This window comes from Microlunatus endophyticus (assembly GCF_014646195.1).
GTDB classification, from domain to species: Bacteria; Actinomycetota; Actinomycetes; order Propionibacteriales; family Propionibacteriaceae; genus Microlunatus; species Microlunatus endophyticus.
This window is the reverse complement of sequence record NZ_BMMZ01000005.1, coordinates 87,509-110,279: the sequence shown is the minus strand read 5'-3', so window position 1 is coordinate 110,279 and position 22,771 is coordinate 87,509. Positions and strand designations below refer to the sequence as shown.

Here is a 22,771-nt window from a genome sequence, read left to right as displayed (position 1 = left end):
GGCGTCAGCCGAGCAATGAGAGTGTCACCGACCGGGTTGCGGCCCACACGGAACTCGTCACATCCAGATATTCGAAGTGCCCGGCTCCGGTCAGCGTGAAGGACCGGCATTCGTCGCCGGCTCTGGTCGCGGCGGCGACGAAGGTCTGGGTCTGCTCGTACGGCACACGGTCGTCCTTGGTGCCGTGCAGGCAGACGCCCGGCACGCCGATCGGCAGCCGGTTGATCGGCGAGCCCAACTCGTAGGCTTCCGGCTGTTTGTTCGGTTCGCCGCCCAGGAAGCTCTGGATCGCGCCGTTGTCCAGCCGGTCGCGAGCGCCGGTGATCAGATCCAGTACGCCGCCGAGACTGACGTAGCCGGACAACCGCACCAAGGGATCCGCGCCGGGCGCGCCGGCCGGTAGCCCGGGACGCGCCGCAGCCCAGACCGCCAATTGGCCGCCGGCTGAGTGGCCGACCGCGACCACCCGACCAAGATCAAGTTCGTCGCGTCCGGCGAGGGAGTCGATCGCCGCCGCGATGTCGAGGAAGGTCGCCGGCCAACCGCCGCCGCCACTGACCGGGCTCTTGCCGACCCGGCGGTATTCCACGTTGACGGCGGCGACCCCGTTGGCGACCAGATCCTTGATCAACGGCTCGCCCTGGTCGGCGCCGTGAAGCTGGCGCCAATAGCCGCCGTGGATGAAGATCACCACCGGCAGTGGAGCGGTTGCGCTCTCCGGGGTGCTCAGGTCGATCCACTGGCTCGGATGGTCGCCGTAGGGGATCCGCGTGGTGTGCACGCGCCACAACTACCAGAGTCCAGATGAGGCGATCCCGGTGCCCGGCGGGTAAACTCCAGGCGTGCCCCGCGGAGACGGTCGTCTGACCCACGAGCTCGATCCCAACGACCGCGGCCCCCAGGACGCCTGTGGCGTCTTCGGTGTCTGGGCCCCCGGCGAGGAAGTCGCCAAACTCACCTACTTCGGCATCTACACGCTGCAGCACCGCGGCCAGGAGTCGGCCGGTATCGCGGTCAGTGACGGTCGCCGGATCACCGTCTTCAAGGACATGGGCCTGGTCAGCCAGGTCTTCGACGAGGCGACCCTCAACTCGTTGCGGGGCCACCTGGCCATCGGCCACACCCGCTATCCGACCACCGGCGCCAGCGTCTGGCAGAACGCCCAGCCGACCTTCCGCCCGACGGCGACCGGTGGCATCGCCCTGGGCCACAACGGCAATCTGACCAACCTCGACGAGCTCGAGGCCTGGCTCGCCGATCGCGACCTGCCGGGCAACTCGCTGATCCCCGGTGCGCTGAGCAAGGAGGTCACCAACGACACCTCCGCGGTCACCGCGCTGATCGCCACCTTCACCGACCTGAGCACCGAGGACGCGGCGATGCAGGTGCTGCCCCGGTTGCGCGGCGCCTTCAGCCTGGTCTTCATGGACGAGGAGACCCTGTACGCCGCCCGCGACCCCCAGGGCATCCGTCCGCTCGTGCTCGGCCGGCTCGAGACCGGGTGGGTGGTGGCTTCCGAGACCGCGGCACTGGACACCATCGGTGCCTCCTTCATCCGCGAGGTCGAGCCCGGCGAGATGATCGCCATCGACGCCGCGGGGCTGCGCAGCCGCAGATTCGCCCAGCCGGAGCCCAAGGGCTGTCTCTTCGAGTACGTCTACCTGGCCCGTCCGGACACCATGATCAGCGGTCAGCGGCTGCATTCGGTCCGGGTAGAGGTCGGGCGCACGCTGGCCAAGGAATTTCCCGCCGACGCTGATCTGGTGATCCCGGTCCCGGAGTCGGGCACGCCGGCTGCGATCGGCTACGCCGAGGAGTCCGGTATCCCGTACGGCCAGGGGCTGGTCAAGAACTCCTATGTCGGGCGGACGTTCATCAAGCCCAGCCAGACCCTGCGCCAGCTGGGTATCCGGCTGAAGCTGAATCCGCTGCGCGATGTGATCGCCGGCAAGCGGCTGGTCGTCGTCGACGACTCGATCGTCCGCGGCAACACCCAGCGAGCGTTGGTCCGGATGCTCCGCGAGGCCGGTGCCGCCGAGGTCCACATCCGGATCTCCTCGCCACCGGTCAAGTGGCCGTGTTTCTACGGCATCGACTTCCCGACCCGCGCCGAGCTGATCGCCACCGGGCTGAACACTGACGAGATCTGCCGGTCGATCGGCGCGGATTCGCTCGGTTACGTCAGTCTCGACGGGTTGATCGACGCCACCAACATCGGCAAGGACAACCTCTGCCGCGCCTGTTTCGACGGTGTCTACCCGGTCGAGATCCCGCTCCGCGAGCGGCTGGGCGCCCAGCTCGCCGATCTGTCGGTCGAACGCACCGACGTCGACGGCCTGGCGACCAGCGCACCCGGCATCGGCGCGATCGACGCGCTGACCCGTCCGTAGGCCACCCGACCCGAACGCGAGGACCGATGAGCGCCAACGAACAATCCGCGTACGCCCGGGCCGGCGTCGACATCGAGGCCGGTGACAAAGCCGTCCAGCTGATGAAGCAGTGGATCAGCCGGACCGAGCGGTCCGAGGTGATCGGCGGCATCGGCGGCTTCGCCGGGCTCTTCGACGCCAGCAAGATCGCTCGCTACCACCACCCGGTGCTGGCCACCTCGACCGACGGTGTGGGCACCAAGGTCGCGATCGCCCAGGCCATGGACGTGCACGACACCATCGGCTTCGACCTGATGGGCATGCTCGTCGACGACCTCGTGGTCACCGGCGCCGAACCGCTCTGGGTGACTGACTACATCGCCTGCGGCAAGGTCGTGCCCGAAAAGATCGCCAGCATCGTCAAGGGCATCGCCGACGCCTGCGTGGTCGCCGGTTGCGCACTGCTCGGCGGCGAGGTCGCCGAACATCCCGGCCTTCTCGGCCCGGACGAGTACGACGTCGCCGGCGCGACCACGGGCGTCGTCGAGCACGACGACATGCTCGGCCCGGACCGCGTGCGGTCCGGTGACGTGGCGGTCGCAATGGCCTCGTCGGGCCTGCATGCGAACGGGTATTCCCTGGTCCGCAAGGTGCTGCTCACCGACGCCGGCTGGTCGCTGGACCGCGAGGTGCCCGAATTGGGCCGTGCGCTCGGTGCCGAGTTGTTGGAGCCGACCCGGGTCTACGCGCTGGACATCCTCGCCCTCATCGAGGCCGTCGAAGTCCATGCGATGAGCCACATCACCGGCGGTGGCCTGGCCAACAACCTGACCCGGGTGGTGCCGGCCGGGCTGGCCGTACGGATCGACCGGGCGACCTGGCAGCCGCCGTCGATCTTCCGCCTGGTCCAGGAGGTCGGCGCCATCTCCCAGCCGGACATCGAGGCCACCCTCAACCAGGGCGTGGGCATGGTGGCCCTGCTGCCGGCAGACCGGGCCGAGGACGCCGTGGCACTGCTTGCCCGACGGGGCATTCCCGCCTGGGTCTGCGGCGAGGTGGTGTCCGCGGCGGATCCGGGGCTTCCGGGGTCGGTCGAACTGGTCGGCCGGCACCAGTGACAGACGCCCGGCGACGGCGACAGTAACCGAATCGTCACAGACTCGGGCGCGGGGTTGGCCGGGGTGCGGTTTGCGGTGTGGGCGGCATTAGGTAGCCTTGGCCTCACGACATTGACCAACACATAGCCGCGGTTTACCGCCGGCGGATCACGCGAGGGGGTCGACCCTATGGGGCGCGGCCGTGCAAAGGCAAAGCAGACGAAGGTTGCCCGCGAGTTGAAGTACCGGTCGGTAGACACGGACTTCTCCTCCTTGGAGCGCGAATTGCGAGGGCAACCTCCGCACGAGGAGTCGGTGGACTCGGTCCCCGAGGCGTACGCCGACCTCGCCGAGGAGTACGAGCACGGCTCGCCCTCCCATGCGGACGACTACCAGGACGTCCGCAAGTCCGGCTAGTCCTCGCCGCCGCGAGCCTTCGCGGATGATCGAGTACGAGGGAAACGGCGACTATGCCGGTGATGGACCCGTGTTGGCTTTACGGTCATTCTCATGACCGAGCCACACTTGGGTGACGATCCCTACTGGCAGAACGGCTCCGGCCAGCCTGGTCCGGGGCCGAGCGGCCTGGGGCTGCCGCCGCACTCCCCGGGGTCTCACCAACAGCAGGGGTCGTACCGACAGCCCCAGCAACCCCCGTACCAGCAGGGGCCGTACCAGCAGGGGCCGTACGGGCCGACCGGTCAGCCACCGCTGTCGGATGCCGATGCCCAGCTGTGGTCCATGCTGTCCCACGTGGGCGTCATCGTGACCGGATTCATCGGGCCGCTGATCATCTGGGCTGTCTTCAAGGACCGCAACCCGCTGGTGCGGCAGAACGCGGCCGCGGCGACGAATTTCGGTTTTCTGATGGCGATCGGATATGTCGTCGGCTCGATCCTGCTGGTGGTCGTCGTGGGCGGTCTGGTGATGGCCGCGGCTGCGGTGCTGGCGATCATTTTCGGCATCATCGGAGCGGTCCGGGCCAACAACGGCGAGGTGTATTCGTATCCGTTCAATGTGAAGTGGATCAAGTGACCCCGCTTGGTTGGGATCGGTCTGGCAATCTGGATCTATGAGCGAGGAGGTCGTCGACGGCTGGCAGCCGGACATTCTGCCGGGTTACGAGTGCCGGGACCTGCCGCTGCCGGACGCCGAGATCGTCGCCGGTGACGCGGAAGGCCCGCTCTCCGCAACACTCGTACGCCGCCGCGGCCGCCGCCGGGAGAAGGTCGTGCTCTATCTGCACGGCTGGAACGACTACTTCTTCCAGACCCATCTCGGGGACTTCTTCGCCGAGCTCGGCTACGACTTCTACGCCATCGACCTGCGCCGCTACGGCCGTAGCCTCCGCGAGGGCCAGCTGCAGGGCTACATCACGACGCTCAGCCACTACACCGAGGAGTTGGATGCTGCCGTCGCGATCATCAACGACGCCGCGCCGGGGGAGCGCCCGGAGCAGTTGATCGTCTCCGGTCACTCGACCGGCGGGCTGATCGCTGCGCTGTGGGTGGCCGACCGGCCGGGCGCCGCCGACGGTGTCATCCTCAACTCGCCGTGGCTGGAGTTGCAGGGCTCGGCGATGATCCGGGCCGTCGGTACGCCGGTGCTGCAGGCACTCGCGAGCCGGGGGATGGCGACGACGGCGATCCCGATGACCGGCACCGACTTCTACGCCCGGGTGCTGCGGGCGGACCGGGACGGCGAGTGGACCTACAACCAGGCATGGAAGGGCTCGCCCGGGCCACCGATCCTGATCGGCTGGATCCGCGCGATCCGCCAGGGCCATGCGCGGGTCGCGGCCGGACTGGGCATCGAGGTGCCGATCCTGGTGATGACGTCGGCCAGGACGCTGTTCCGGCGGCGCTGGGCGCCCGAACTGGCCGAGGTCGACACCGTGCTGGACGTCGACCAGATCGCCAACCGCGCCCAGCGCCTGGGCCGGCACCTGACCCTGGTTCGGTTCGACGGCGGCGTGCACGACCTGGTACTCAGCGCGAAGCCGGTCCGGGAGGCGGTATTCGCCGAGATGAAGGCCTGGATCGGGTACCTGGGCTCACTGGAGCCGGCCGATCAGCAGCGTACGGTGATCCACTGAGTCGACCTTCGCAGCCACGGGTATGTGGGCGAGGAGACAGAACATCCCGCCACCCGATGCTGTCCTGTATCGGATCTAACAGGGAGGTGACATGAGGAACACAGATCACCTACCGCACGTGGTCGTCCTCGGTGCCGGGTTCGCCGGCGCCTCTGCGCTCCGCGCTCTGGCTGACGCCGACGTCCGGGTCACCGTCGTCGACCAACATCCCTACAACACCTTCCGTCCGTTGCTCTACCAGGTGGCGACCGGAGGACTGAATCCTGGTGATATCACCTACCCGTTGCGTACGCTCAGCGCGCGCAACCGTGCGCGCTACCGGCGGGCCAAGGTCACTGGCGTCGACCGTGATCATCAGCAGGTGCTGGTCGACTCCGGCCCGGCGATCGACTACGACTATCTGATCATCGGCATCGGCAGCACGACCAATCACTTCGGCATCCCGGGAGCCGCCGAACACAGCATGTCGATGTACACCCGCGCCGACGCGCTGCGGGTCCGGGACGCGATCTTCAGCGGGCTGGAGAAGATCGCCGGCCAGTCGTCGACGGGCACCGGTGGATTCACCATCGTGGTCGTCGGCGGCGGCGCGACCGGCGTCGAGATGGCCGGAGCAATCGCCGAGCTGAAGAGTGCGATGCTGACCCCGACCTTCCCGGAGCTGAATCCGTCCGAGGTCAACGTGATCCTGGTCGAGATGACGGATGCGCTGCTGCTGCCCTTCGAGAAGGGCCTACAGCGCTACGCCCTGCGCCAGTTGATCAAACGCGGTGTCGACGTCCGGCTGAAGACCGCCATCGCCGAGATCGCCGAAGATCACGTGATCTTGAAGGATGGCACCCAGTTGCATTCGGATCTGGTGATCTGGGCCGCCGGTGTCGCCGGCTATCCGGAGGTCTCGGAGTGGGGACTGCCGATCGGCAAGGGCGGCCGGATCGAGATCGGCAGCGATCTCCGCGTCCATGATCATGATCGCGTGTTCGCCGTCGGTGACGCGGCAGTTGATCCTGATCATCCGTTGGCCCAGCTGGCGCCCCCGGCGATGCAGATGGGCGTCCACGCCGCACAGCAGATCGTACGGCTGGAGCGCGGCCTGCCGACCGAGCCGTTTCACTACCATGATCGCGGGATCATGGCCACGATCGGTAACAAGACCGCAGTAGTCCAACTCAGCAACGGTCTCAAGATCACCGGCCTGGTCGCTTGGGCGGCCTGGGTGGCGTTGCACCTGTGGTACCTGCTCGGCGGCCGCAATCGCGTCGAGACGATCATCAACCTCGTCTACCGCTACCTGATCTGGCCCAGCCAGACCGCCGCCATCGTCGGTGACGTCGAGACCCCGGACGACGACCGGCCCGACACCTCCCAGGCCGAGAGCGCGTAGACCCGTACGCCTCCGGCGCTCCGGACTGCTGCTGCGCGTTCGCTTCTCGTCGCACGGTCCGGCCGCCCGTGCTTGGCGCTCGCTTGGCGTTCATACCGCTGCCGCTTCCCGTCGCTGCCCCGCTCCCGGCGAAGGGAAGCGCGGGCACGGAGCGGAAGCAGGGACGGCGGAGCGGAAGCGGGGACGGCGGAGACCCAGCCACAGACCCCAAACGGGCCCGGCAGGACGAGCGAAGCGAGGTCGTCGCGGAGTATTCGGAGCAACGACGCCGTAAGACGACTGTGGAGATAACCGATCCGGGGGCCGGGGGTCGTCCCCCGAAACGCAACTCCGATGCCCAGAATCGCGGCAGCGGAACAGAGCGGACGAAATAGGGTGGCCAGGGGCGGGCTCGAACCGCCGACCTTTCACTTTTCAGGCGAACGCTGCTACCAGCTGAGCTACCTGGCCAGAATCACAAACGGCGAGGACGAACCTCGCCGTTCCGCGACCCAGACGGGACTTGAACCCGCGACCTTCGCCGTGACAGGGCGACGCGCTAACCAACTGCGCCACTGGGCCTTGCATCGTCTCCGGCATCCCACTCCCGGATCGGCGCCGTTTCCGGCGCCCGCGAAACTATAGCGTAGGTGGACGGCCGGTAAAAAACCGAATCGAGCAGGCCGCGACGGTATCTCGCCAGTACTCATCGGCGGGCACCTGACGCTGCCACCACGGCTTGATCGAATCCGCCCAGTGCACGGGAATGGATCAGTCCGAAAGCCCTCGGGCATCGTGTAGCCCCGGGCCGGGCGGTCAGCCGCGCGGCGGGCCCGACAGCATCCCGTCGTAGATGTTGTCGCCGGCGAATGGTGTCCCCAACGGGATTCGAACCCGTGTTACCGCCGTGAAAGGGCGATGTCCTAGGCCACTAGACGATGGGGACCTGACCGCATGACTATAGAGCCACCGGGCGTGCTGTCCCAAACCTGGATCCGGCCGTCGTGACGGGCCCGGACACCAGTCCGCGGTCCGTTCCGGAGGGAACGAACCGCGGACGGCGGTGATCCAGGTCAGGACGGATCACCTGCGGACGGACTGTGGGGGATCAGCCCGGTCGTGTGGCGCCGGCGACCGGCATGTAGGAGATCGGCGTGTATTCGACGGTCTTGCCCGGCCGGGGGGCATTGATCACCTGGCCGTTGCCGGCGTAGATGCCGACGTGGCTCGGGCTCGGACCGTAGAAGAAGACCAGGTCTCCCAACTTCAGGTTGCTCAACGAAACCCGGGGGCTGGCGTTGAACTGTTGCTGCGACGTACGTGGCAGGTTGACGCCCGCCTGCTGCCAGGCCCGCATCACCAGGCCCGAGCAGTCGAAGGAGCTCGGACCCTCGGCACCATAGACGTACGGCTTGCCGAGCTGGGCCTTGGCGTAGGCCAGGGCGATCTGGCCCTTGTTGCTGTTGGAGACCAGTGGCGCCGCGTCGCCGGTGTTGCGCGGCGTACCCGGCTTGGACTTCGAGAGGTAGTCGTCGGTGACCCACCGGACGGCGCCCTTGTAGACGATCTGCGCCTTCTGGTTCTTGTAGACACCGGTGATGCTCAGCTCGGTGCCGGCAGGAACCGAGCCGTACGCCTTGTAGTCCGCGGTCGAGTGGTTGCGGATGATCAGCTCGGTGGTCGCGTACCGGGTGCCGATGATCTTGGGCAGAGTCGGTCCGCTCGGCGCGTCGTCGTCCTGTTTGGGTAAGGTCGTCGACAGGTATTGGGCGGTGACCCATTCGGCCGCGCCGTTGTAGATCACCTGCGCCTTGCCGTTGCTCACCTTGCCGGTGATGGACAGCTTGGTCCCGGTCGGCACGTCGGTGATCGACTTGAAGTCGCTGCCCGGTGTCGTCCGGATGATCAAGGAGGTGGTGGCGTACCGGGTACCGATCACCCTGGGCAGCGTGGCCTGGGTCGGAGTGGGCCGGGCGTCCTTGTGGGCGGTGCTCTTGGAGGTCGACTTCGAGCTCGACTTGCTCGTGGTCTTGGAGGTCGACTTGCTCGAGGTCTCGGCCGGCCGGCTGGGTGTCGGGCCGGTGACCGACTGGTTGGAGAGGTACTTCGCGGTCACCCACCGGATCGCATTCTGGTAGACGATCTGGGCGTACCCGTTCTGGGTTGCCCCGGTGGTCTGCAGCTCGGTGCCCTTCTTGACCGTGGTGATGATCTTGAAGTCGGCATCGGTGCTGGTCCGGACCAGCAGGTCGGCCGTGGCGTACCGTGAGCCGGTGTCCTTGGGCAGCGAATTCATCGAGCTGGCCAGGTACTGACCGCTGACCCAGGCACGCTGACCGCCGTACAGCATCTCGGCGAATCCACGGGACTGTTTGCCGGTCAGCGTGACGTTCTGGCCCTCAGCGATGTAGCCGATCACCTTCGAGCCAAGACTCGGTCCCTGACGCACATTCAGTGCGGCGGTCGCGATCTTGGTGCCCTTGGTGTAGATGGCGGCCGGTCCGGCTGTTGTGGTGCCGGACTTCAGATTCAGATAGGCGGCGGACACATAGGCCGTCGAGCCGTTGAACTGGACCTTGACCCATCCGTTCTTCGGCTGTCCGACTGCTGTGATCCGCTGCCCGGCATCGAGGCCGCCGACGATCTGGTACTTGGTGCCGGGGCCAGACCGGATGTTGACGCCGGCCGTAGCCGTCGCCGACTCGGCCGAAGCCATCTGGACGCTGCCTACCGCGACTGCTGTGCCGGTCGCGGCCAGCAATGCAGTCACGGCACCGGCTCTGCGCATGGTGCTCACTGGGGGTTCCTCCTCAACGGCCTTCCCGGACCGTGGATGGACGTACACACTGCTGCGACCTTGTGGTTCCCCAACCACGCCAGTAACAGCAGTCACAATCTGCTCAGGACTTTAACCACGCCACAGCGAGCACGGCAACCGCCTGAGTAGCTCCAGTAGCGTTGTTGCAATCCGACACGCCGTTTGATTTGATTAAATTTCACTGATGTGATTTGGGTACCTTCTCGGGGAACTCAACCCGGGGTGGCAAAGCCGGATTCACGCGGGAAAGTCGCCCTTTCGGGGGTCCGGACATGAGCCGACCGCCGGCAATAACGGTTCCGGTCACAGTCCCATCACGAGACGATCACGGAGTTATCACCGGCGGTCGAGTTGATCTCGATCAACAGTTGAGAGTTTGGCGCCCGAACAGTGCGTCACATCCTCGTCCGGGCGCCTGAGTCAGCTCACGGAGCCAGGCCCGGAGTCAGGACCGACTCGTCACCGCAGTCCAAGCTTCGTGCTGCAGGCCGGCCAGGCACCCCAACCCTGGGCCGCCAGGACGCGTTCGGCGACCTCGATCTGGTCGGCCCGGCTCGCCTTGTTGGGCATGCCGGTGCCACCGAACCCGCGCCAGGTCTGCAGCGTGAACTGCAGGCCGCCGTAGAAGCCGTTCCCGGTGTTGATGCTCCAGTCGCCGCTGGACTCGCACATTGCCAGTTCGTCCCAGACGCTGTCGGAGACGTTCTTGGTCTTGCCGTGGTAACTGGCGTCGACGGCGCCCGAGCTCTTGGTGGAGCTCTTGCTCGAGCTCTTCCCCGAATTGCTCGAGCCAGAGGTGCTGCTGGCCGATCCGGACCGCGGTTCGGAGGTCGACAGGTATTGCGCCGTCACCCAGCGTGCAGTCCCGTCGTAGACGATCTCGGCCCGGCCGTTGCGGGTGCTGCCGGTGATCTTGACCGCGTCACCGCGCTGCACGGTGGCGACCGTCTTGTCGCCGCTGCCCGACGAGGAGCGTACAAGCAGCTCGGTGGTCGCGTAGCGGGTGCCGATCGCCCGCGGAGTGGCGGCGCGAGCCGGCGAGGATGAGCCCGACTGCGAGCCTGACGATGCCACCGGGCCGGCCTTGGCCGTCGACGAGAGGTATTTCGCCGTCACCCAGCGGATCGCGTTGCCGTAGACGATCTGGGCGTAGCCGTTGCTGGTTGCGCCGGTGATCTTGAGCGTGCTCCCCTTGGGCACTGTCGTGACGATCTTGAATCCGGAGTCGCTGGTGGTCCTGATCATGAGGTCGGCGGTGGCCACCCGGGTGCCCGAGCTGCTCGGCAGCCCGTGCACCGAACTGATCAGATATTGGGCGATCACCCAGGCCCGCTGTCCGCCGTAGAGGATCTCGGCGAACCCCTTGGACTGTTTGCCGGTCAGTGACACCGCTTGTCCGTCGGAGACGTAACCGATGACCCAAGAGGTCAATGCCGGTCCGCTGCGAACGTTCAGGGGCGCGGATGCGATCTTGGTGCCGCTGGTGGAGATGGTCACCGGGGCCGAGGACTTGACCGTCGTTCCGGCGAGGTCGAGATATTGCGCCGACACATAGGCGGTGCCGCCGTCGAAGCGGACCTTCACCCACCCATCCTGGGGTTTGCCGACGGCGCTGATCGACTGGCCACGCATCAGGCCGCCGACGATTGCGTACGAGGTACCCGGGCCGGAGCGGATGTTCACCCCGGTCGTGGCGGTTGCCGCTTCGGCCGTCATCAGGTGTGCTCCGCCGGCCGTGATCGCGGTGCCGGCTGCGGCGGCGATCGCGGTGCCGACGGCAGCCCTTCTCAGAATGCTGCTCATGCAACTTCCTCCTCTGCGGCCTTCCCGGACCGCGATTGGGGGATCTTTGTCTGACGCCGCCGCGCACTGTGGTCCCCAGCCACGGGAGTCACAGCAGCCTCAAATTTCTCAGGACTGTAACGGTTAGGTCTCGGACGATCAACCCGTCGAGTACGCAACTCGGCGATTACGCAACTCGACACGCCGCGTGTGGGGCACAAACTTCAGCGGTGTGATTCAAGCGTGAGCGCGCCGCGGAACCCTGGCGATGGTTACGTGCTGAGGGTGGGACGATTCCGGCGTGCAGACCGAGATCCTGGCTTTCGACCAACTGCCGCCGCGGGTCGCGTACGAGGCCTGGCGGCTGCGGCAGGACGTGTTCGTGGTCGAACAGGACTGCCCCTATCCGGACCTCGACGGCAGGGACGTCGAACCGGGCACCCGGCATCTGGTTCTGATCGACGCCGAGACGGTCGTCGGCACGCTGCGGATCCTCGATGACGGAGACGTGTGGCGGATCGGCCGCGTGGTGCTGGCGACATCAGCGCGCGGCACGGGCCTGGCCGACACCATGATCACCGCAGCTCTCGCAGCGACCACCGACCGGGACGTCGTCCTGGATGCGCAGTCCCCGCTGGCCGGCTGGTACGGCAGCCACGGGTTCGTGATCAGCGGCGCCGAGTTCGTCGAGGACGGCATCGCTCATCTCCCGATGCGGCTGCACCTTTCAGGAGCCGAAGCTGATTACGGTGGAGTTGATCGCGACGGGCCGCGGACGACGTAACTCACCTTACGGTCGCTGACCCAGCGGTCACAGCGGCCGAGGTGTTGATCACTGACATAGCCGTTCTGCAGATCGATCCGGCTGACCAGTGTGGCCCCGGTGGCTTCGACGATCGTGTCGACCGGGATCGGATCGCGGGTGACCACAGCGACAACATCGATCATCCGCTGCAGGTGGTTGACGACCAGAGTGTCGAGGACCTCCGATGACAGCGTGGGGGCGACCACGACCAGAGCGGTGTGATCGGTGATCATGTGCTCCAGGACGCTGATCAACTCCCGGATCGCCATGATCGGCTCGGCGCTGACCAGCAGCCGTGGGCTGTCGATCACTGCTCGTCCGGATCCGGTGTCGGTGATGAATTCGGGGGCAGCGAAGCCGACTGGGATCCGTACGGTCCCGGCGGCTTTCAACTGCCCGGCCAAGTGACGTTGTTGATCGTCGTCGAGGGCTGGACGCGGGTCGGTGACGCGATGCGCCTGGAGCGTGGACAGGTACCGGGGCCGCTGGGCGTCGGGCGGCATGCTGGGGATGGTGCGAGGTGGCGGGGACAGCATTTCGGCAACCGCGCGCCGGTTCTTCCGCCGGTCGGAGAACGCACCGAAGGCGATCAGTCCCACGCCGATCACGACGAGCGCGATCAGTCCGATCAACCAGCCGTCCATGACATCCAGACTTCCACACCGCCGGGCCTTGGTGCCGGTCCTGCGAGCCGGTAAGGTGCTCGTGAACGCATTCACATACTCCTGCCGAAGGAGACAGCGATGAGTGAGAATCCTGCGGGTCGTAAGCCCGGCCAGCGCAACGAGTCGGTCCACGACCGGCTGATCCGCGAGGCTCAGGAGCGCGGCGGATTCGACAACCTGAAGGGCGCCGGCAAGCCGCTGCGCCATCTGACCGGGCCGGGAGCCCGTGACTGGGTCACCCAGTGGGTCCAGCGCGAGGACCTGTCCGGTGTACTGCCGCCGGAGCTGGCGTTGCGCAAGGAGGCGGAGAAGATCGTCGACACCTGCGCCGACCTGCCCACCGAGGCCGAGGTTCGCAGCGTGGTCGATGAGCTGAACCGGCGGATCCGCGAGATGCGTCTGCGGCCCCCCTCTGGTCACTACCGCGGGCCGGACTCGTTCCTGCGGACGGTGAGTGCCGATCGGGTGGTCGGCGAGTGGCGGGAGCGCCGGGCCGGCCGCTGAGGCCGGATCGCATACCGGACCGCATCTGCCGCTAGGCTTGGCCGGCGCCCGCACCGCTCTCGGAGGCGGCCTGGGAGCACGAGGGCCTCTAGCTCAATTGGCAGAGCAGCGGACTTTTAATCCGCGGGTTGTGGGTTCGAGTCCCACGGGGCCCACCTGCATCCTGTGATCCCCGGGGCGGTCAGCTTGAGGGCGGCGCCACCTGGGCATCGTCACGACCGGAGCGCCGGAGTGCCTCGGCGACGAAACCGGTGGACTTGAGTTCCTCGATCACCCCGGCCAGGTACGCCGCCGCGTCGTCGGGCAAGCCGATCGGCGAGGCCACCGACTGCCGGATCTGCTGGAACGCGGGCTCCAGGATTCGCAGTCCGTGTTCGGCCGCGAAGCCGGTCAGCGGCGTGCGGAGTCCCGCAGCCACGTCAAGCCGGTCGGCATCGAAGATCGCTGAGCCCTCCTCACCACGGACGAGTTCGGCGTGCTGCAGACTGCGGGTCAGGAACAGGTCATAAGCCGACCCCTCCTTGACCCCGATCCGGATGCCGGGGTGGTCGACATCGTCGGCCGTCTCCAGCGCCGAGTCGGCGGCAGTCGCATAGACGGCCTCGATGATCGCGTACGGCGCCGTGAACCGGACCTGCGCGGCCCGGGCCGGTTCGATCGCCAGGAAGGCGATGTCGGTCCGGTAGTTCACCAGGTCCTCGAACGACTCCCGTGCGGCCTGATGACAGCTGAACGCTGCCTCGATGCCGAGGCGTCGCGCGATCTCCCGGGTGAGGTCGACGGTGACGCCGCGAGGATCATCCGTCCTTCCCTGGGCCAGCACCGGATTGCCAAGATTGATCGCGGCTCGCAGGGTTCCGGTCGGCGCCAGCGCTGCCGCAAGGTCGGTCTGCCTATTCGTTGGCACGGTGTGAGGCTAGTCGCCCCGGTGCTAAGAACGTCCTCCCGGTTCTCCAACGGAGCGCGATAAGCGCGGATTCGTGAATCCGTGATGACGTTCTTGGCGTTGAGCGTCAGCTCTGCGCGACGGCGAAGAGCAGGCAGGCGAGCACCAGCACGATGGTGATCAACCAGACCAGTCGGGTCATCTGGACGTGTCGCATCGGCAGCCTCCGTTCAGACCATGTTGAAGCGCTCGGTGTGCACGCGCTCTGTCGGGACGCCCAGCCCGAGGAGCGCGCCCTCGGCGGCATCCATCATCGGATCCGGTCCGCAGATGAAGTACTGGAACCGCCGATATCCCTTCGGCAGGTGCCGGGACAGCATCTCCCGGTCCACGTAACCCCTCTCGCCGGTCCAGTCGGCCGCGGCCTGGGTCAGCACGTGCACGGTGGTGAGATTGATCAACTTCTCCAGCCGTTCGATCTCCTCCCGGAACGCGACGGATTCCCAGTCGCGGTTGGCATAGATCAGGATTGCTTTCCGGGCGTCCTCCCGATCGGCCATCGTCCGCAACATACTGAGCAGCCCGGTGATGCCGACGCCGCCGCCGATGAAGCAGAATCCCGGTCCTTCGTCCTGGTCCATCGAGAAGACGCCGTGCGGGCCGTCGACGTAGACCTTGGAGCCGGCCTGGAGCTGGTTGATCGCGGAGGTGAAGTCTCCGAGCGCCTTGACCGCGATCTCGATCTCGCCTTGTTCGGCACTCGAGGACAGCGAGAACGGGTGCGAGGTCAGCGAGAACGGCGAGCGGTTGAAGACGAACCAGGCGAACTGGCCAGGATCGAACCGGAACTCCTCGCCTGCCGGCGGCGCCATCCGCAGCGTCGTGGTCTGCCCTCGCTCCTGACCGACATGCACCAGCTGCCAGGCCCGCGAGCGCATCGTCCAAGGCTTGATCACCCGTACCCATCCGATCAACGCCAGGAATGCCGCCGACATCAGGCCCCAGAGCAACTGCTTCCACAGCGAGCTCAAGTACTGGTTGACCAGGTAGACGTGGACCAGCGCACCAACCACCAGGACCAGCGCCAGCAGCGTGTGCACGACGTGCCACACCTCGTACGGGATCCGCAGCCGCTTACGCCAGACCGAGGTGATCACCAGCACGACCAGCGCGGCCGCTGCCGCGACACCCACCCAGATGAAGGCCGGGGCCCGGAAGGTGAGGATGGCTCCCCAGTTGATTGAGATGACGATGTGGATGATCACGAACGCCAGCCCGAGGAAGCCGATCTGGCGGTGGAATTGCAGCAGTGCGTCCTGACCGAATGGTGCCGCGACCGGCTTGAACCGGGCGACCAGGACGAATTCCAGTCCCATCATCGCCAGGCCGACGAAGGCCAGGGCGACCGAGAAGTTGGTCCAGAAGCCGTAACCGGGATCGGTGGCACCGATGGCGGCGAAGACCAAGGGCGCCAGGACGACGCCGACGTATGCCAGCACTGCGGCGACCGCGCGGACCGCGAGCGTCATGCAAGCCTCCGATCATGATCGACGGCTGCTCGTTACGTCATTGTCAGCTGCCGCCCCGGCCATGCTATCCGGCTCCGTGATCCTCCTGTGGGAGGCGAGCGTCAGCACACCGCCGATCAGGAAGACGATGATCTCGGTCACGGTCAGCGACCAGATGATGCCGGTCAGTCCGAACCAGAGATTGCCGATGATCACGATCGGAATGAACAGCACGCCCTGGGCGATCGACATGACCATCGCCGGTACCGCTCGGCCGGTGGCCTGGAAGAGTGAGGTGATCAGGCCGGTGAAGCCGTTGACGATCATCGCGGTCAGTTGTGCGACCAGGATCGTGATGCCGACGGCGAAGAGCGAGTGGTCGGCCAGGAACAGACCGAGCAGTTGATCACGGAAGCCGAAAACCGCGCCGGCGAAGATCACGCCGATGACCCCGACGGCGATCGCGGAGGCACGCAGTGCGGCATTGAGCCGGGCCGTGTCGCCCTTGCCATACGCGTACGCCAACAACGGCAGGATGCCGATCGTCACGCCCATCACCAGGAACTCCGGGACCTGGGCGATCCGGACCGCGACACCCATCGCCGCCAGCGGACCGTCCCCGTACTGGGCTGCGAGGTTGTTCAGCACCAGCGAGGTGATGATCAGGAAGGCGGACTGCAGCAGCTCCCCGACCCCGACGCCGAAGACCGGCTTGAGCACTTGTGGCGACAGGGTGAACCAACGTGGTGCAAGGCTGATGTGTTCGCTTTTCCTTTGCAGCCAGGAGAAGAAGTAGCCGACGGTGATCAGGTTGGACAGCCCGATCGCGAGCCCGGCGCCGGCCACACCCCAGCCCAGTACGAGGATGAAGAGGACATCGAAGATCAGGTTGGCGACGGTCGACATGATCAGGCCGATCATGGCCTGGCGGGCGGCACCCTCGGCGCGGATCAGCTGTTCGAGACAGAAGGACGCGGCCAGGACCGGGACGAAGGCCAACATGACGGCGACGAATGCACTCGTCGGGCCGACGGCCGCGCCGTTGGCACCCAGGACGGTGACCAGCGGGTGCAGCAGCAGGAGCCCAGCGCCGCCGAAGACCGCGCCGGCGATCACCGAGCCCCAGAGCGCGAACGCGGAGACGTATTTGATCCTGCCGGCCTCGGCCGGGTCGTTCTCGGCGGCTCCCAGGAGGCGGGAGACGAGCGCGCCGCCGCCGACGCCGAAGACGCCGCCGATGGCCATCACCAGACCGAGCAGGGGAGTGCCGAAGGTGACGGCGGCCAGCAGCGCACTGTTGTGCAGCGATCCGATGAAGCCGGCGTTGATCACGTTGTAGACAGCCCCGACGACCATGGCTGCGGCCATCGGAGCGGCCAGGTGGACCAGAGCGCGCACGATCGGTGCGGCTGACAGGTACCAGCGATTGGAGCCGGAGTCGTCGGCCCCGGTTGATGATTGAGGTGCGGGCGGTCGACCCGCAGCAGATTCTGTCGTGGTGGTGCTCATGGCTGCTCCCTTCCGGGCAGGACGGAGCGCACGCCGGCGATGCGCCGGTGTCGCAGGAGATGTTGTGGTTGAGGTGGGTGATGCGGTGCGGCCGCTGAAGACGTCAGTCGCGTGACGGTTTCGGCAGCTCCGCGGTGATCTTGGTCAGCAGGATCATGAACGTCTCGCGTTCCGTGGCCTCCAGCGGGCTGAGAATCGTGTCGTCCGCAGCGGCCATGGCCGCGTCGAATCCCTCGATCAGCGCGATCCCGGCCTCGGTCGCGTACACGCGCTTGCTGCGTTCGTTGCCGGGATCAGTACGGCGCTCGACCAGCCCGCGGCGTTCGAGTCCCTGCAGCAGACTCGAGACGCTCGCGGCACTGGTCCGGGTGATCGTGGCGATGTCGCGCTGGATGGTGCCCGGATTCTGCTCCAGGTAACCCAGCACGAATCCCTGTTCGAAGCTGATCTCGCGCTCACGGATCCAGTCCTCGGCAGCCTTGCGTTGGGCCCAGCCGATCCAGCGGAGCTGGCCGAGCGGGCTGGCGAAGGCGTCCTCGGGAGGTTCCATGATTAGAACTCTAACAGTTAGAAGACTGACAATCAATCCTCTAACTGAAGTCAGAGGTAGTGATCGAGTGCGTCGTCCAGCCGCGTGCAGAAGGCCCGCCCGAAGTCGCCGCCGTCGTCGACCGTGAGGATGGCGAGATAGGCGAAGATCCGCCACAACTCGCGCCGCTCGGCGAAGCCCGGGTCGATCGCCCGGATCTCCCGGTACGCCTCCCAGGTCTGGGGCGGCACGGGTGAGAAGTAGTCCAGGAGAGCCAGGTCGAGTTCGGGGTGCCCGAAGTACGGCGCCGCATCGATCGCCACCGCTCCGCGCGGCGTGCTGACGAAATTGTGGTGCTGGGCGTCGCCGTGCAGCAGCCGCGGTGACGGCTCCGAGCCGATCAACCCCGGTAGCAGCTCGGTCAGCTTTTCGACCCGGGCCGCCGTCGCAGCATCGATCGCGTCGGCGTCACGGGCGGTCCGCAGCCACGGGAGCACACGGCGTACGGCGTAGAACTCGGCCCAGGTGTTGGAGTCGACCGGCCGGTTGTCCTGCCGCAGCGGGCCGAAGAAGCCGTCGGTGGTCCCGCCGAAGATCTCGCCCGGCACCTCGTGGATCGACGCCAGGGTGCGCCCGATGGCCCGCCAGTCCTCTGGCCTGCGGTCGATGCATTCGTCCAGCGCCTCGAAGATCAACATGGCCGAACCGTCCGGCAGATCGAGCCGACCATCGGCGATCGGGACCGGTACGGCGACGCCCGACAGTTCGCCGATCAGCCGCAGTCCCGCCAGCTCGTTTTCGGCCCGGGCAGCCGCCTCGGCCTGGTCGGCCAGCTTGGCAAAGACGTCGAACCCGTCGCCGCGGAGTACCAGTGCCGGATGCGAGGACCGCTCGGCCAGATCGGTCCAAGTGGTGACCTGCCAGGAACGTCCCAGGTGGCTCGAAACCGCTGCCTCGATCAGTTCCCGGGTTGCCGACGTCAACAACGGGTGAGCCATGCTCGCCATCCGTCCTCCTCGCCGAGAATGTTCCGGCATCGTCGCACACGGTGGTCGGTGTTTGAATGGCTCAATGGGTAGCGCGAAACAGATCTTCCGGCCGGGCAGCCTGATAACCCGTTATGAGTCACATCGCGGCCGGGACTGGATGGACCATCCGGTTCGTGTCGTCCAGGACTCGGGCGATCGGTTCGCGGTGCTGCTCAGCCCCGGCTCGGCATTCCGGTTCCATGATCATGATCACCCGCTCGGACCGCATCCATGGCGTCGCCACCCCGACTGGAGAGGTCCGGAAGTCCTTCAGCTCTACCGGATGGACACGCCGTACTCGGTCTGGATGTTCTTCGATGACCATCGATTCCGCAACTGGTACATCAACTTCGAGACGCCGGCCCTCCGGCGACTGGACGGATTCGAAACTGATGATCATGGGCTCGACCTGATCATCGAACGCGACGGCACATTGGTGTGGAAGGACGTCGAAGACCTCGACGCCATGCTCCGCTCCGGCCGACTCGTCGCGGCCGAGGTCCTGGGCATCCTGTCCGCAGCTCACACCGTCAGCGACGAAATCCGACGGGGTGAACGGTGGTGGTCAGGCTGGGACGACTGGACGCCTGCGCTGATCGACCGAACCCTCTAGAACGGGCAGGGCAGTGCCCAGGCCTGCTCATGTTCCATCGTGGTCAACTGCTGCAGGAAGGTGCCGAAGTGCCGGGTCGGCGCGTAGCCGGTCTCTGCCCGACCACCTTCGAGGACGATCTCCGGCTTTCGCGTGACGTCCAGCCGGTAGCGTTCGACGGCCTCGGCGGCACCGGGGAAGAGCCTCTCCAACCGGCCGACGGGATCCTCCTCCCAGCCCTCGACTTGCTCGGCGGTGAAGACATTCGGCCGGGTCGCGTCCAGCACCAGTGCGGCGTCGTCGACCTCGCGGACATGATCAACAGCAGCAAACACGGAGTCCAGGACGTCCTCCCGATCGACGCCGCCGTAGAGCAGCCGGGCGCCGTAGCGCTGCGGCCAGTCCCCGCTCCACGGAGTGAAGTCGTGTGGACGGATCGCCACGTAGGACAGCCCGTGCTGCGCGTGATGGTAGGCGAGCAGCTCCTCGCTGATCCTCTTGGTGAAGCCGTACTTCTCGTAATGCCCGTGCCAGGACTGCGAGGACAGGAAGACGCAGCGGCGGACGTTGTTGACCAGCGCGGCCTGGAGTGCCCAGAAAGTGCCGTCGACGTTGAGGCGCCAGAAGTCGGCCTCCGTCTTCGTGGAACTGTGGATGCCATGCCAGGCAGGCAGATGGAGCAGCAGGTCGCAGCCTCGGGCGGCTGTCTCGAGACCGACGCCGATCTGGAGGTCGAGTTGGTGGAACTCCACACCGTCGGGCAGATCGGCGGGACGGACAAGATCACTCAGCACGAGTTCGTGCCGCCCGTCGTCGAGGAGCCGTCGCACAATTCCGCGGCCGAGGTTGCCGCCGACACCAGTGATCAAAATGCGCACGCGATCACAGTACGCAATTCGCTACGGTCGACGGATGAGCCCCGACATTGCGCCAAGACCGACGACTGGGCAACGACCGCCGGCGAGCGCGACGCGCTGGAGACCTTCCTTGATCAATACCGCGCCATCGTCGTCTGGAAGCTGGCCGGGCTGTCTGACGATCAGGCCGGCCGCAAGCTCGTCGAGTCCGGCACCACCCTGGGAGGGATTGTCAAGCACCTGCGCCACGTCGAGGAGGCGTGGTTCGTCAACGCGCTCGACGGCGTGCCGCGCCCGGAATGGCGGGACACCGATCCCGAGTGGCAGTACCGGATGGAGCCCGGCGAGATGCTGGCCGGCCTGATCGCCGACTACGAATCCGCCTGTGCGACGTCGCGGAGAATCGCCGCAGGCCGCGGGCTGGACGATCTGGCTCAGCACCCGAGATTGGGCGAGCTGAGTCTGCGCTGGGTCTACCTGCACATGATCGAGGAGACCGCCCGGCACGCGGGCCACCTCGACATCCTGCGCGAGCAGATCGACGGCCGGACGGGTTTCGCCTGATGCCCGGACCACCACGTCACTGCTCGATCCGGGGTCCGGTCCCTATCATCACGGTGTGAGTACGACTCCAGCCCGGCCGGCGATCGTGCTCGTCTCCGACGAACATGCCGAGACGTTGCTCGATGAATTCGGCCGCTACGCGCGCGACTACGAACTCCGCACCGCGCGTTCCTGCGTCGAGGCGATCGCGGCCGTCGAACGCTTACGGGCCGAGGGCTCGGACATCGCCCTGTTCGCCAGCGACTCCCGGCTGCCCGACGCCGACGTACTGGTCGCCTTCTCCGCCTGGCGTGCCGCGGTGCCGACCGCCCGACGTGCGATCATTGCGCCGTGGGAGCGCTTCACCTCCGACGCCGCCCCGCTGCGGCTGGCGATGGCCAAGGGCAAGTACGACGCGTATCTGCTGATGCCGCGCGGGCCGCGTGACGAGGAATTCCACAACGCGATCACCGACCTGCTGTCCGATTGGGGCTCCTCGGTGCCCGACCCGGAGGCGATCACCGCCAAGATCATCGCGCCGACCCAGAACGGGCTCACGTTGGAGATCCGGGATTTCTTCGACCGGATGGGCATGCCGACCCGGTTCTACGCCCCCGACAGCGAGGTCGCGCGGCACGTCCTGGCAAGCCTGCCGGCCGAGGTGGAGCCGGACCCGCGCTTCCCGCTGGTCTGGTCGGTCGTCCGCGAGCCGATCGTCGCCCGGTCCGTCAGCGACGTGGCCCGGTCCATCTATGGCGCGCCGGACCAGGTCGCGGTCCCCGGTGTCGTCGATCTCGCGGTGATCGGCGCTGGTCCGGCCGGGCTCGCCGCCGCCGTCTACGGCGCATCGGAGGGCCTGTCGACGGTCGTCCTGGAGTCCGGCGCGATCGGCGGCCAGGCAGGCACCAGTTCGATGATCCGCAACTATCTGGGCTTTCCCCGCGGCATCTCCGGGATGCGACTGGCCCAACGCGCCCGCAACCAGGCGTTGCGGTTCGGCACCCAGTTCTTCACCGGCTGGCCGGTCCGGGAACTGCAGCCGGGGGAGCCAAGGCCGGGCGATCCGCACGTCGTACGGACCGAGGTCGGCGACATCCGGGCCCGCGCGGTCGTCATCGCCAGCGGTGTCCGCTACCGCAAGCTCGGGGTCGACTCGGTCGAGGCGCTCGTCGGCAACGGCGTCAACTACGGCGCCGCGCTGACGGCCGCGCGTGAGCTGGACGGTCGTGACGTCGTGGTCGTCGGTGGCGGCAACTCAGCCGGCCAGGCGGCCGTGCACCTGGCCCGCTTCGCCCGCTCGGTGCGCCTGGTCGTACGCCGTCCGAGCCTAAAGGAGACGATGTCGTCCTATCTGATCGGCGAGATCGCCTTCACACCGCGGATCACCGTGCAGACCTGCACTCGCGTCGTCGACGGGGCGGGTGACCCGCTGCTCGAGCAGGTCACCCTGCAGGACACCAGGACCGGCGAGCGCAGCACCGTCCCGGCCGCCGGCCTCTTCCTGCTGCTCGGCGCCGAACCGTATTGCGACTTCCTGCCCGAATCGATCGCCACTGACGACCGCGGATTCGTGCTCACCGGCCGCGACGTCCCGCAGACCGCCTGGGCCAAGGGCCTGCCGCCGGCCGATCTGGCGACAACCGTGCCTGGTGTGTTCGCTGCCGGAGATATCCGGTCGGGCTCGATGAAGCGGGTCGCCGCGGCCAGCGGGGAGGGCTCGTCGGTGGTGCCTCTGGTACACCGCTGGCTGGCATCCAGCCCATCCGTGACAACCCCATGACCGGTTTCCGGACAACCTGATTGTTAATTCTTGATCAAGGG

The 22,771-nt window shown here is 66.9% G+C and carries 21 protein-coding genes and 4 tRNA genes; 12 read left to right on the top strand and 13 right to left on the bottom strand.

What is annotated here, in order from left to right; translation table 11 throughout:
* Positions 1-4: 4 nt before the first annotated feature.
* Entirely contained in the window at positions 5-781 is a 777-nt protein-coding gene (locus IEY07_RS11620) for an alpha/beta hydrolase family protein (RefSeq protein ID WP_188895543.1), read from the bottom strand.
* A gap of 61 nt (positions 782-842) precedes the next feature.
* Between IEY07_RS11620 and purF the strand changes: the two genes are divergently transcribed.
* From purF to IEY07_RS11590, 6 genes are all read left to right on the top strand, one after another.
* Positions 843-2,390 (top strand): amidophosphoribosyltransferase, encoded by a 1,548-nt coding sequence (gene purF, locus IEY07_RS11615; RefSeq protein ID WP_188895542.1) that lies wholly within the window; start codon positions 843-845, stop codon positions 2,388-2,390.
* 26 nt (positions 2,391-2,416) lie between these two features.
* Positions 2,417-3,487: a phosphoribosylformylglycinamidine cyclo-ligase gene (gene purM, locus IEY07_RS11610; protein WP_188895541.1), complete on the top strand. Its 1,071-nt coding sequence runs from the start codon at positions 2,417-2,419 to the stop codon at positions 3,485-3,487.
* Positions 3,488-3,655: 168 nt separating this feature from the next.
* The gene (locus IEY07_RS11605) at positions 3,656-3,883 is read left to right on the top strand and encodes a DUF3073 domain-containing protein (protein WP_188895540.1); all 228 of its coding nucleotides are present in this window, start codon (positions 3,656-3,658) and stop codon (positions 3,881-3,883) included.
* 93 nt (positions 3,884-3,976) lie between these two features.
* Positions 3,977-4,501 carry a DUF4870 domain-containing protein gene (locus IEY07_RS11600; protein ID WP_188895539.1) on the top strand — a complete coding sequence of 175 codons (525 nt, stop codon included), beginning with the start codon at positions 3,977-3,979 and terminating at the stop codon, positions 4,499-4,501.
* Between the two features lie 37 nt (positions 4,502-4,538).
* Positions 4,539-5,561: an alpha/beta hydrolase gene (locus IEY07_RS11595; protein ID WP_188895538.1), complete on the top strand. Its 1,023-nt coding sequence runs from the start codon at positions 4,539-4,541 to the stop codon at positions 5,559-5,561.
* A gap of 91 nt (positions 5,562-5,652) precedes the next feature.
* A complete protein-coding gene (locus IEY07_RS11590; RefSeq protein WP_188895537.1) occupies positions 5,653-6,945 on the top strand; it encodes an NAD(P)/FAD-dependent oxidoreductase in 1,293 nt (430 codons plus the stop codon).
* A gap of 376 nt (positions 6,946-7,321) precedes the next feature.
* Here IEY07_RS11590 and IEY07_RS11585 read toward each other — a convergent pair.
* The 5 genes from IEY07_RS11585 to IEY07_RS24560 all read right to left on the bottom strand — a co-directional run bounded on the left by IEY07_RS11585 (position 7,322) and on the right by IEY07_RS24560 (position 11,545).
* A tRNA-Phe gene (locus IEY07_RS11585) sits at positions 7,322-7,395 on the bottom strand.
* A 37-nt stretch (positions 7,396-7,432) separates the two neighbouring features.
* Positions 7,433-7,506 (bottom strand) — tRNA-Asp (locus IEY07_RS11580).
* 288 nt (positions 7,507-7,794) lie between these two features.
* Positions 7,795-7,870: transfer RNA gene (locus tag IEY07_RS11575), tRNA-Glu, on the bottom strand.
* Between the two features lie 162 nt (positions 7,871-8,032).
* Entirely contained in the window at positions 8,033-9,712 is a 1,680-nt protein-coding gene (locus IEY07_RS11570; protein WP_229670045.1) for an SH3 domain-containing protein, read from the bottom strand.
* Between the two features lie 489 nt (positions 9,713-10,201).
* Positions 10,202-11,545, bottom strand: a complete 1,344-nt coding sequence (locus IEY07_RS24560) for an SH3 domain-containing protein (protein WP_188895535.1) — start codon at positions 11,543-11,545, stop codon at positions 10,202-10,204.
* 280 nt (positions 11,546-11,825) lie between these two features.
* Here IEY07_RS24560 and IEY07_RS11560 point away from each other — a divergent pair, with 280 nt between their 5' ends.
* Positions 11,826-12,308, top strand: coding sequence for a GNAT family N-acetyltransferase (locus tag IEY07_RS11560; RefSeq protein WP_188895534.1), 483 nt, complete (start codon positions 11,826-11,828; stop codon positions 12,306-12,308).
* Here the strand turns inward: IEY07_RS11560 and IEY07_RS11555 are convergent.
* Positions 12,269-12,973: a hypothetical protein gene (locus IEY07_RS11555; RefSeq protein ID WP_188895533.1), complete on the bottom strand. Its 705-nt coding sequence runs from the start codon at positions 12,971-12,973 to the stop codon at positions 12,269-12,271. The two genes, IEY07_RS11560 and IEY07_RS11555, sit on opposite strands and share 40 nt — an antisense overlap.
* 99 nt (positions 12,974-13,072) lie before the next feature.
* On the opposite strand from IEY07_RS11555, the gene IEY07_RS11550 reads away from it, so the two are divergent.
* Both IEY07_RS11550 and IEY07_RS11545 read left to right on the top strand, forming a co-directional pair.
* Positions 13,073-13,498: a DnaJ family domain-containing protein gene (locus tag IEY07_RS11550; protein WP_188895532.1), complete on the top strand. Its 426-nt coding sequence runs from the start codon at positions 13,073-13,075 to the stop codon at positions 13,496-13,498.
* Positions 13,499-13,580: 82 nt separating this feature from the next.
* Positions 13,581-13,653 (top strand) — tRNA-Lys (locus tag IEY07_RS11545).
* A 26-nt stretch (positions 13,654-13,679) separates the two neighbouring features.
* Here the strand turns inward: IEY07_RS11545 and IEY07_RS11540 are convergent.
* The 5 genes from IEY07_RS11540 to IEY07_RS11520 all read right to left on the bottom strand — a co-directional run bounded on the left by IEY07_RS11540 (position 13,680) and on the right by IEY07_RS11520 (position 18,937).
* Positions 13,680-14,405, bottom strand: a complete 726-nt coding sequence (locus tag IEY07_RS11540) for a transporter substrate-binding domain-containing protein (protein ID WP_188895531.1) — start codon at positions 14,403-14,405, stop codon at positions 13,680-13,682.
* Between the two features lie 209 nt (positions 14,406-14,614).
* Entirely contained in the window at positions 14,615-15,913 is a 1,299-nt protein-coding gene (locus IEY07_RS11535; protein WP_188895530.1) for a ferredoxin reductase family protein, read from the bottom strand.
* Between the two features lie 12 nt (positions 15,914-15,925).
* A complete protein-coding gene (locus IEY07_RS11530; RefSeq protein ID WP_188895529.1) occupies positions 15,926-17,401 on the bottom strand; it encodes an MATE family efflux transporter in 1,476 nt (491 codons plus the stop codon).
* Between the two features lie 103 nt (positions 17,402-17,504).
* Positions 17,505-17,951, bottom strand: a complete 447-nt coding sequence (locus IEY07_RS11525; RefSeq protein ID WP_188895528.1) for a MarR family winged helix-turn-helix transcriptional regulator — start codon at positions 17,949-17,951, stop codon at positions 17,505-17,507.
* Between the two features lie 50 nt (positions 17,952-18,001).
* Complete coding sequence (locus tag IEY07_RS11520; protein WP_188895527.1) at positions 18,002-18,937, bottom strand: fructosamine kinase family protein; 936 nt, start codon at positions 18,935-18,937, stop codon at positions 18,002-18,004.
* A 64-nt stretch (positions 18,938-19,001) separates the two neighbouring features.
* On the opposite strand from IEY07_RS11520, the gene IEY07_RS11515 reads away from it, so the two are divergent.
* On the top strand, positions 19,002-19,571 hold the full coding sequence (locus tag IEY07_RS11515; protein ID WP_188895526.1) for a ribonuclease FAU-1 family protein: 570 nt from the start codon (positions 19,002-19,004) through the stop codon (positions 19,569-19,571).
* On the opposite strand, the gene IEY07_RS11510 is transcribed toward IEY07_RS11515, so the two are convergent.
* Complete coding sequence (locus IEY07_RS11510; RefSeq protein ID WP_229669984.1) at positions 19,568-20,380, bottom strand: NAD-dependent epimerase/dehydratase family protein; 813 nt, start codon at positions 20,378-20,380, stop codon at positions 19,568-19,570. The genes IEY07_RS11515 and IEY07_RS11510 overlap by 4 nt on opposite strands.
* Between IEY07_RS11510 and IEY07_RS11505 the strand changes: the two genes are divergently transcribed.
* Both IEY07_RS11505 and IEY07_RS11500 read left to right on the top strand, forming a co-directional pair.
* Positions 20,291-20,971: a DinB family protein gene (locus IEY07_RS11505; RefSeq protein WP_229669983.1), complete on the top strand. Its 681-nt coding sequence runs from the start codon at positions 20,291-20,293 to the stop codon at positions 20,969-20,971. The genes IEY07_RS11510 and IEY07_RS11505 overlap by 90 nt on opposite strands.
* Positions 20,972-21,026: 55 nt before the next feature.
* Positions 21,027-22,730 carry an NAD(P)/FAD-dependent oxidoreductase gene (locus tag IEY07_RS11500; RefSeq protein WP_188895524.1) on the top strand — a complete coding sequence of 568 codons (1,704 nt, stop codon included), beginning with the start codon at positions 21,027-21,029 and terminating at the stop codon, positions 22,728-22,730.
* Positions 22,731-22,771: the final 41 nt, after the last annotated feature.

Coding starts and splice junctions, on each gene's coding strand:
- IEY07_RS11535 (WP_188895530.1), bottom strand. CDS start 15,913: ATGACGCTCGCGGTCCGCGCGGTCGCCGCAGTGCTGGCATACGTCGGC.
- IEY07_RS11595 (WP_188895538.1), top strand. CDS start 4,539: ATGAGCGAGGAGGTCGTCGACGGCTGGCAGCCGGACATTCTGCCGGGT.
- IEY07_RS24560 (WP_188895535.1), bottom strand. CDS start 11,545: ATGAGCAGCATTCTGAGAAGGGCTGCCGTCGGCACCGCGATCGCCGCC.
- IEY07_RS11525 (WP_188895528.1), bottom strand. CDS start 17,951: ATGGAACCTCCCGAGGACGCCTTCGCCAGCCCGCTCGGCCAGCTCCGC.
- purM (WP_188895541.1), top strand. CDS start 2,417: ATGAGCGCCAACGAACAATCCGCGTACGCCCGGGCCGGCGTCGACATC.
- IEY07_RS11600 (WP_188895539.1), top strand. CDS start 3,977: ATGACCGAGCCACACTTGGGTGACGATCCCTACTGGCAGAACGGCTCC.
- IEY07_RS11555 (WP_188895533.1), bottom strand. CDS start 12,973: ATGGACGGCTGGTTGATCGGACTGATCGCGCTCGTCGTGATCGGCGTG.
- IEY07_RS11590 (WP_188895537.1), top strand. CDS start 5,653: ATGAGGAACACAGATCACCTACCGCACGTGGTCGTCCTCGGTGCCGGG.
- IEY07_RS11605 (WP_188895540.1), top strand. CDS start 3,656: ATGGGGCGCGGCCGTGCAAAGGCAAAGCAGACGAAGGTTGCCCGCGAG.
- IEY07_RS11515 (WP_188895526.1), top strand. CDS start 19,002: ATGGGTAGCGCGAAACAGATCTTCCGGCCGGGCAGCCTGATAACCCGT.
- IEY07_RS11570 (WP_229670045.1), bottom strand. CDS start 9,712: ATGCGCAGAGCCGGTGCCGTGACTGCATTGCTGGCCGCGACCGGCACA.
- IEY07_RS11530 (WP_188895529.1), bottom strand. CDS start 17,401: ATGAGCACCACCACGACAGAATCTGCTGCGGGTCGACCGCCCGCACCT.
- IEY07_RS11520 (WP_188895527.1), bottom strand. CDS start 18,937: ATGGCGAGCATGGCTCACCCGTTGTTGACGTCGGCAACCCGGGAACTG.
- IEY07_RS11550 (WP_188895532.1), top strand. CDS start 13,073: ATGAGTGAGAATCCTGCGGGTCGTAAGCCCGGCCAGCGCAACGAGTCG.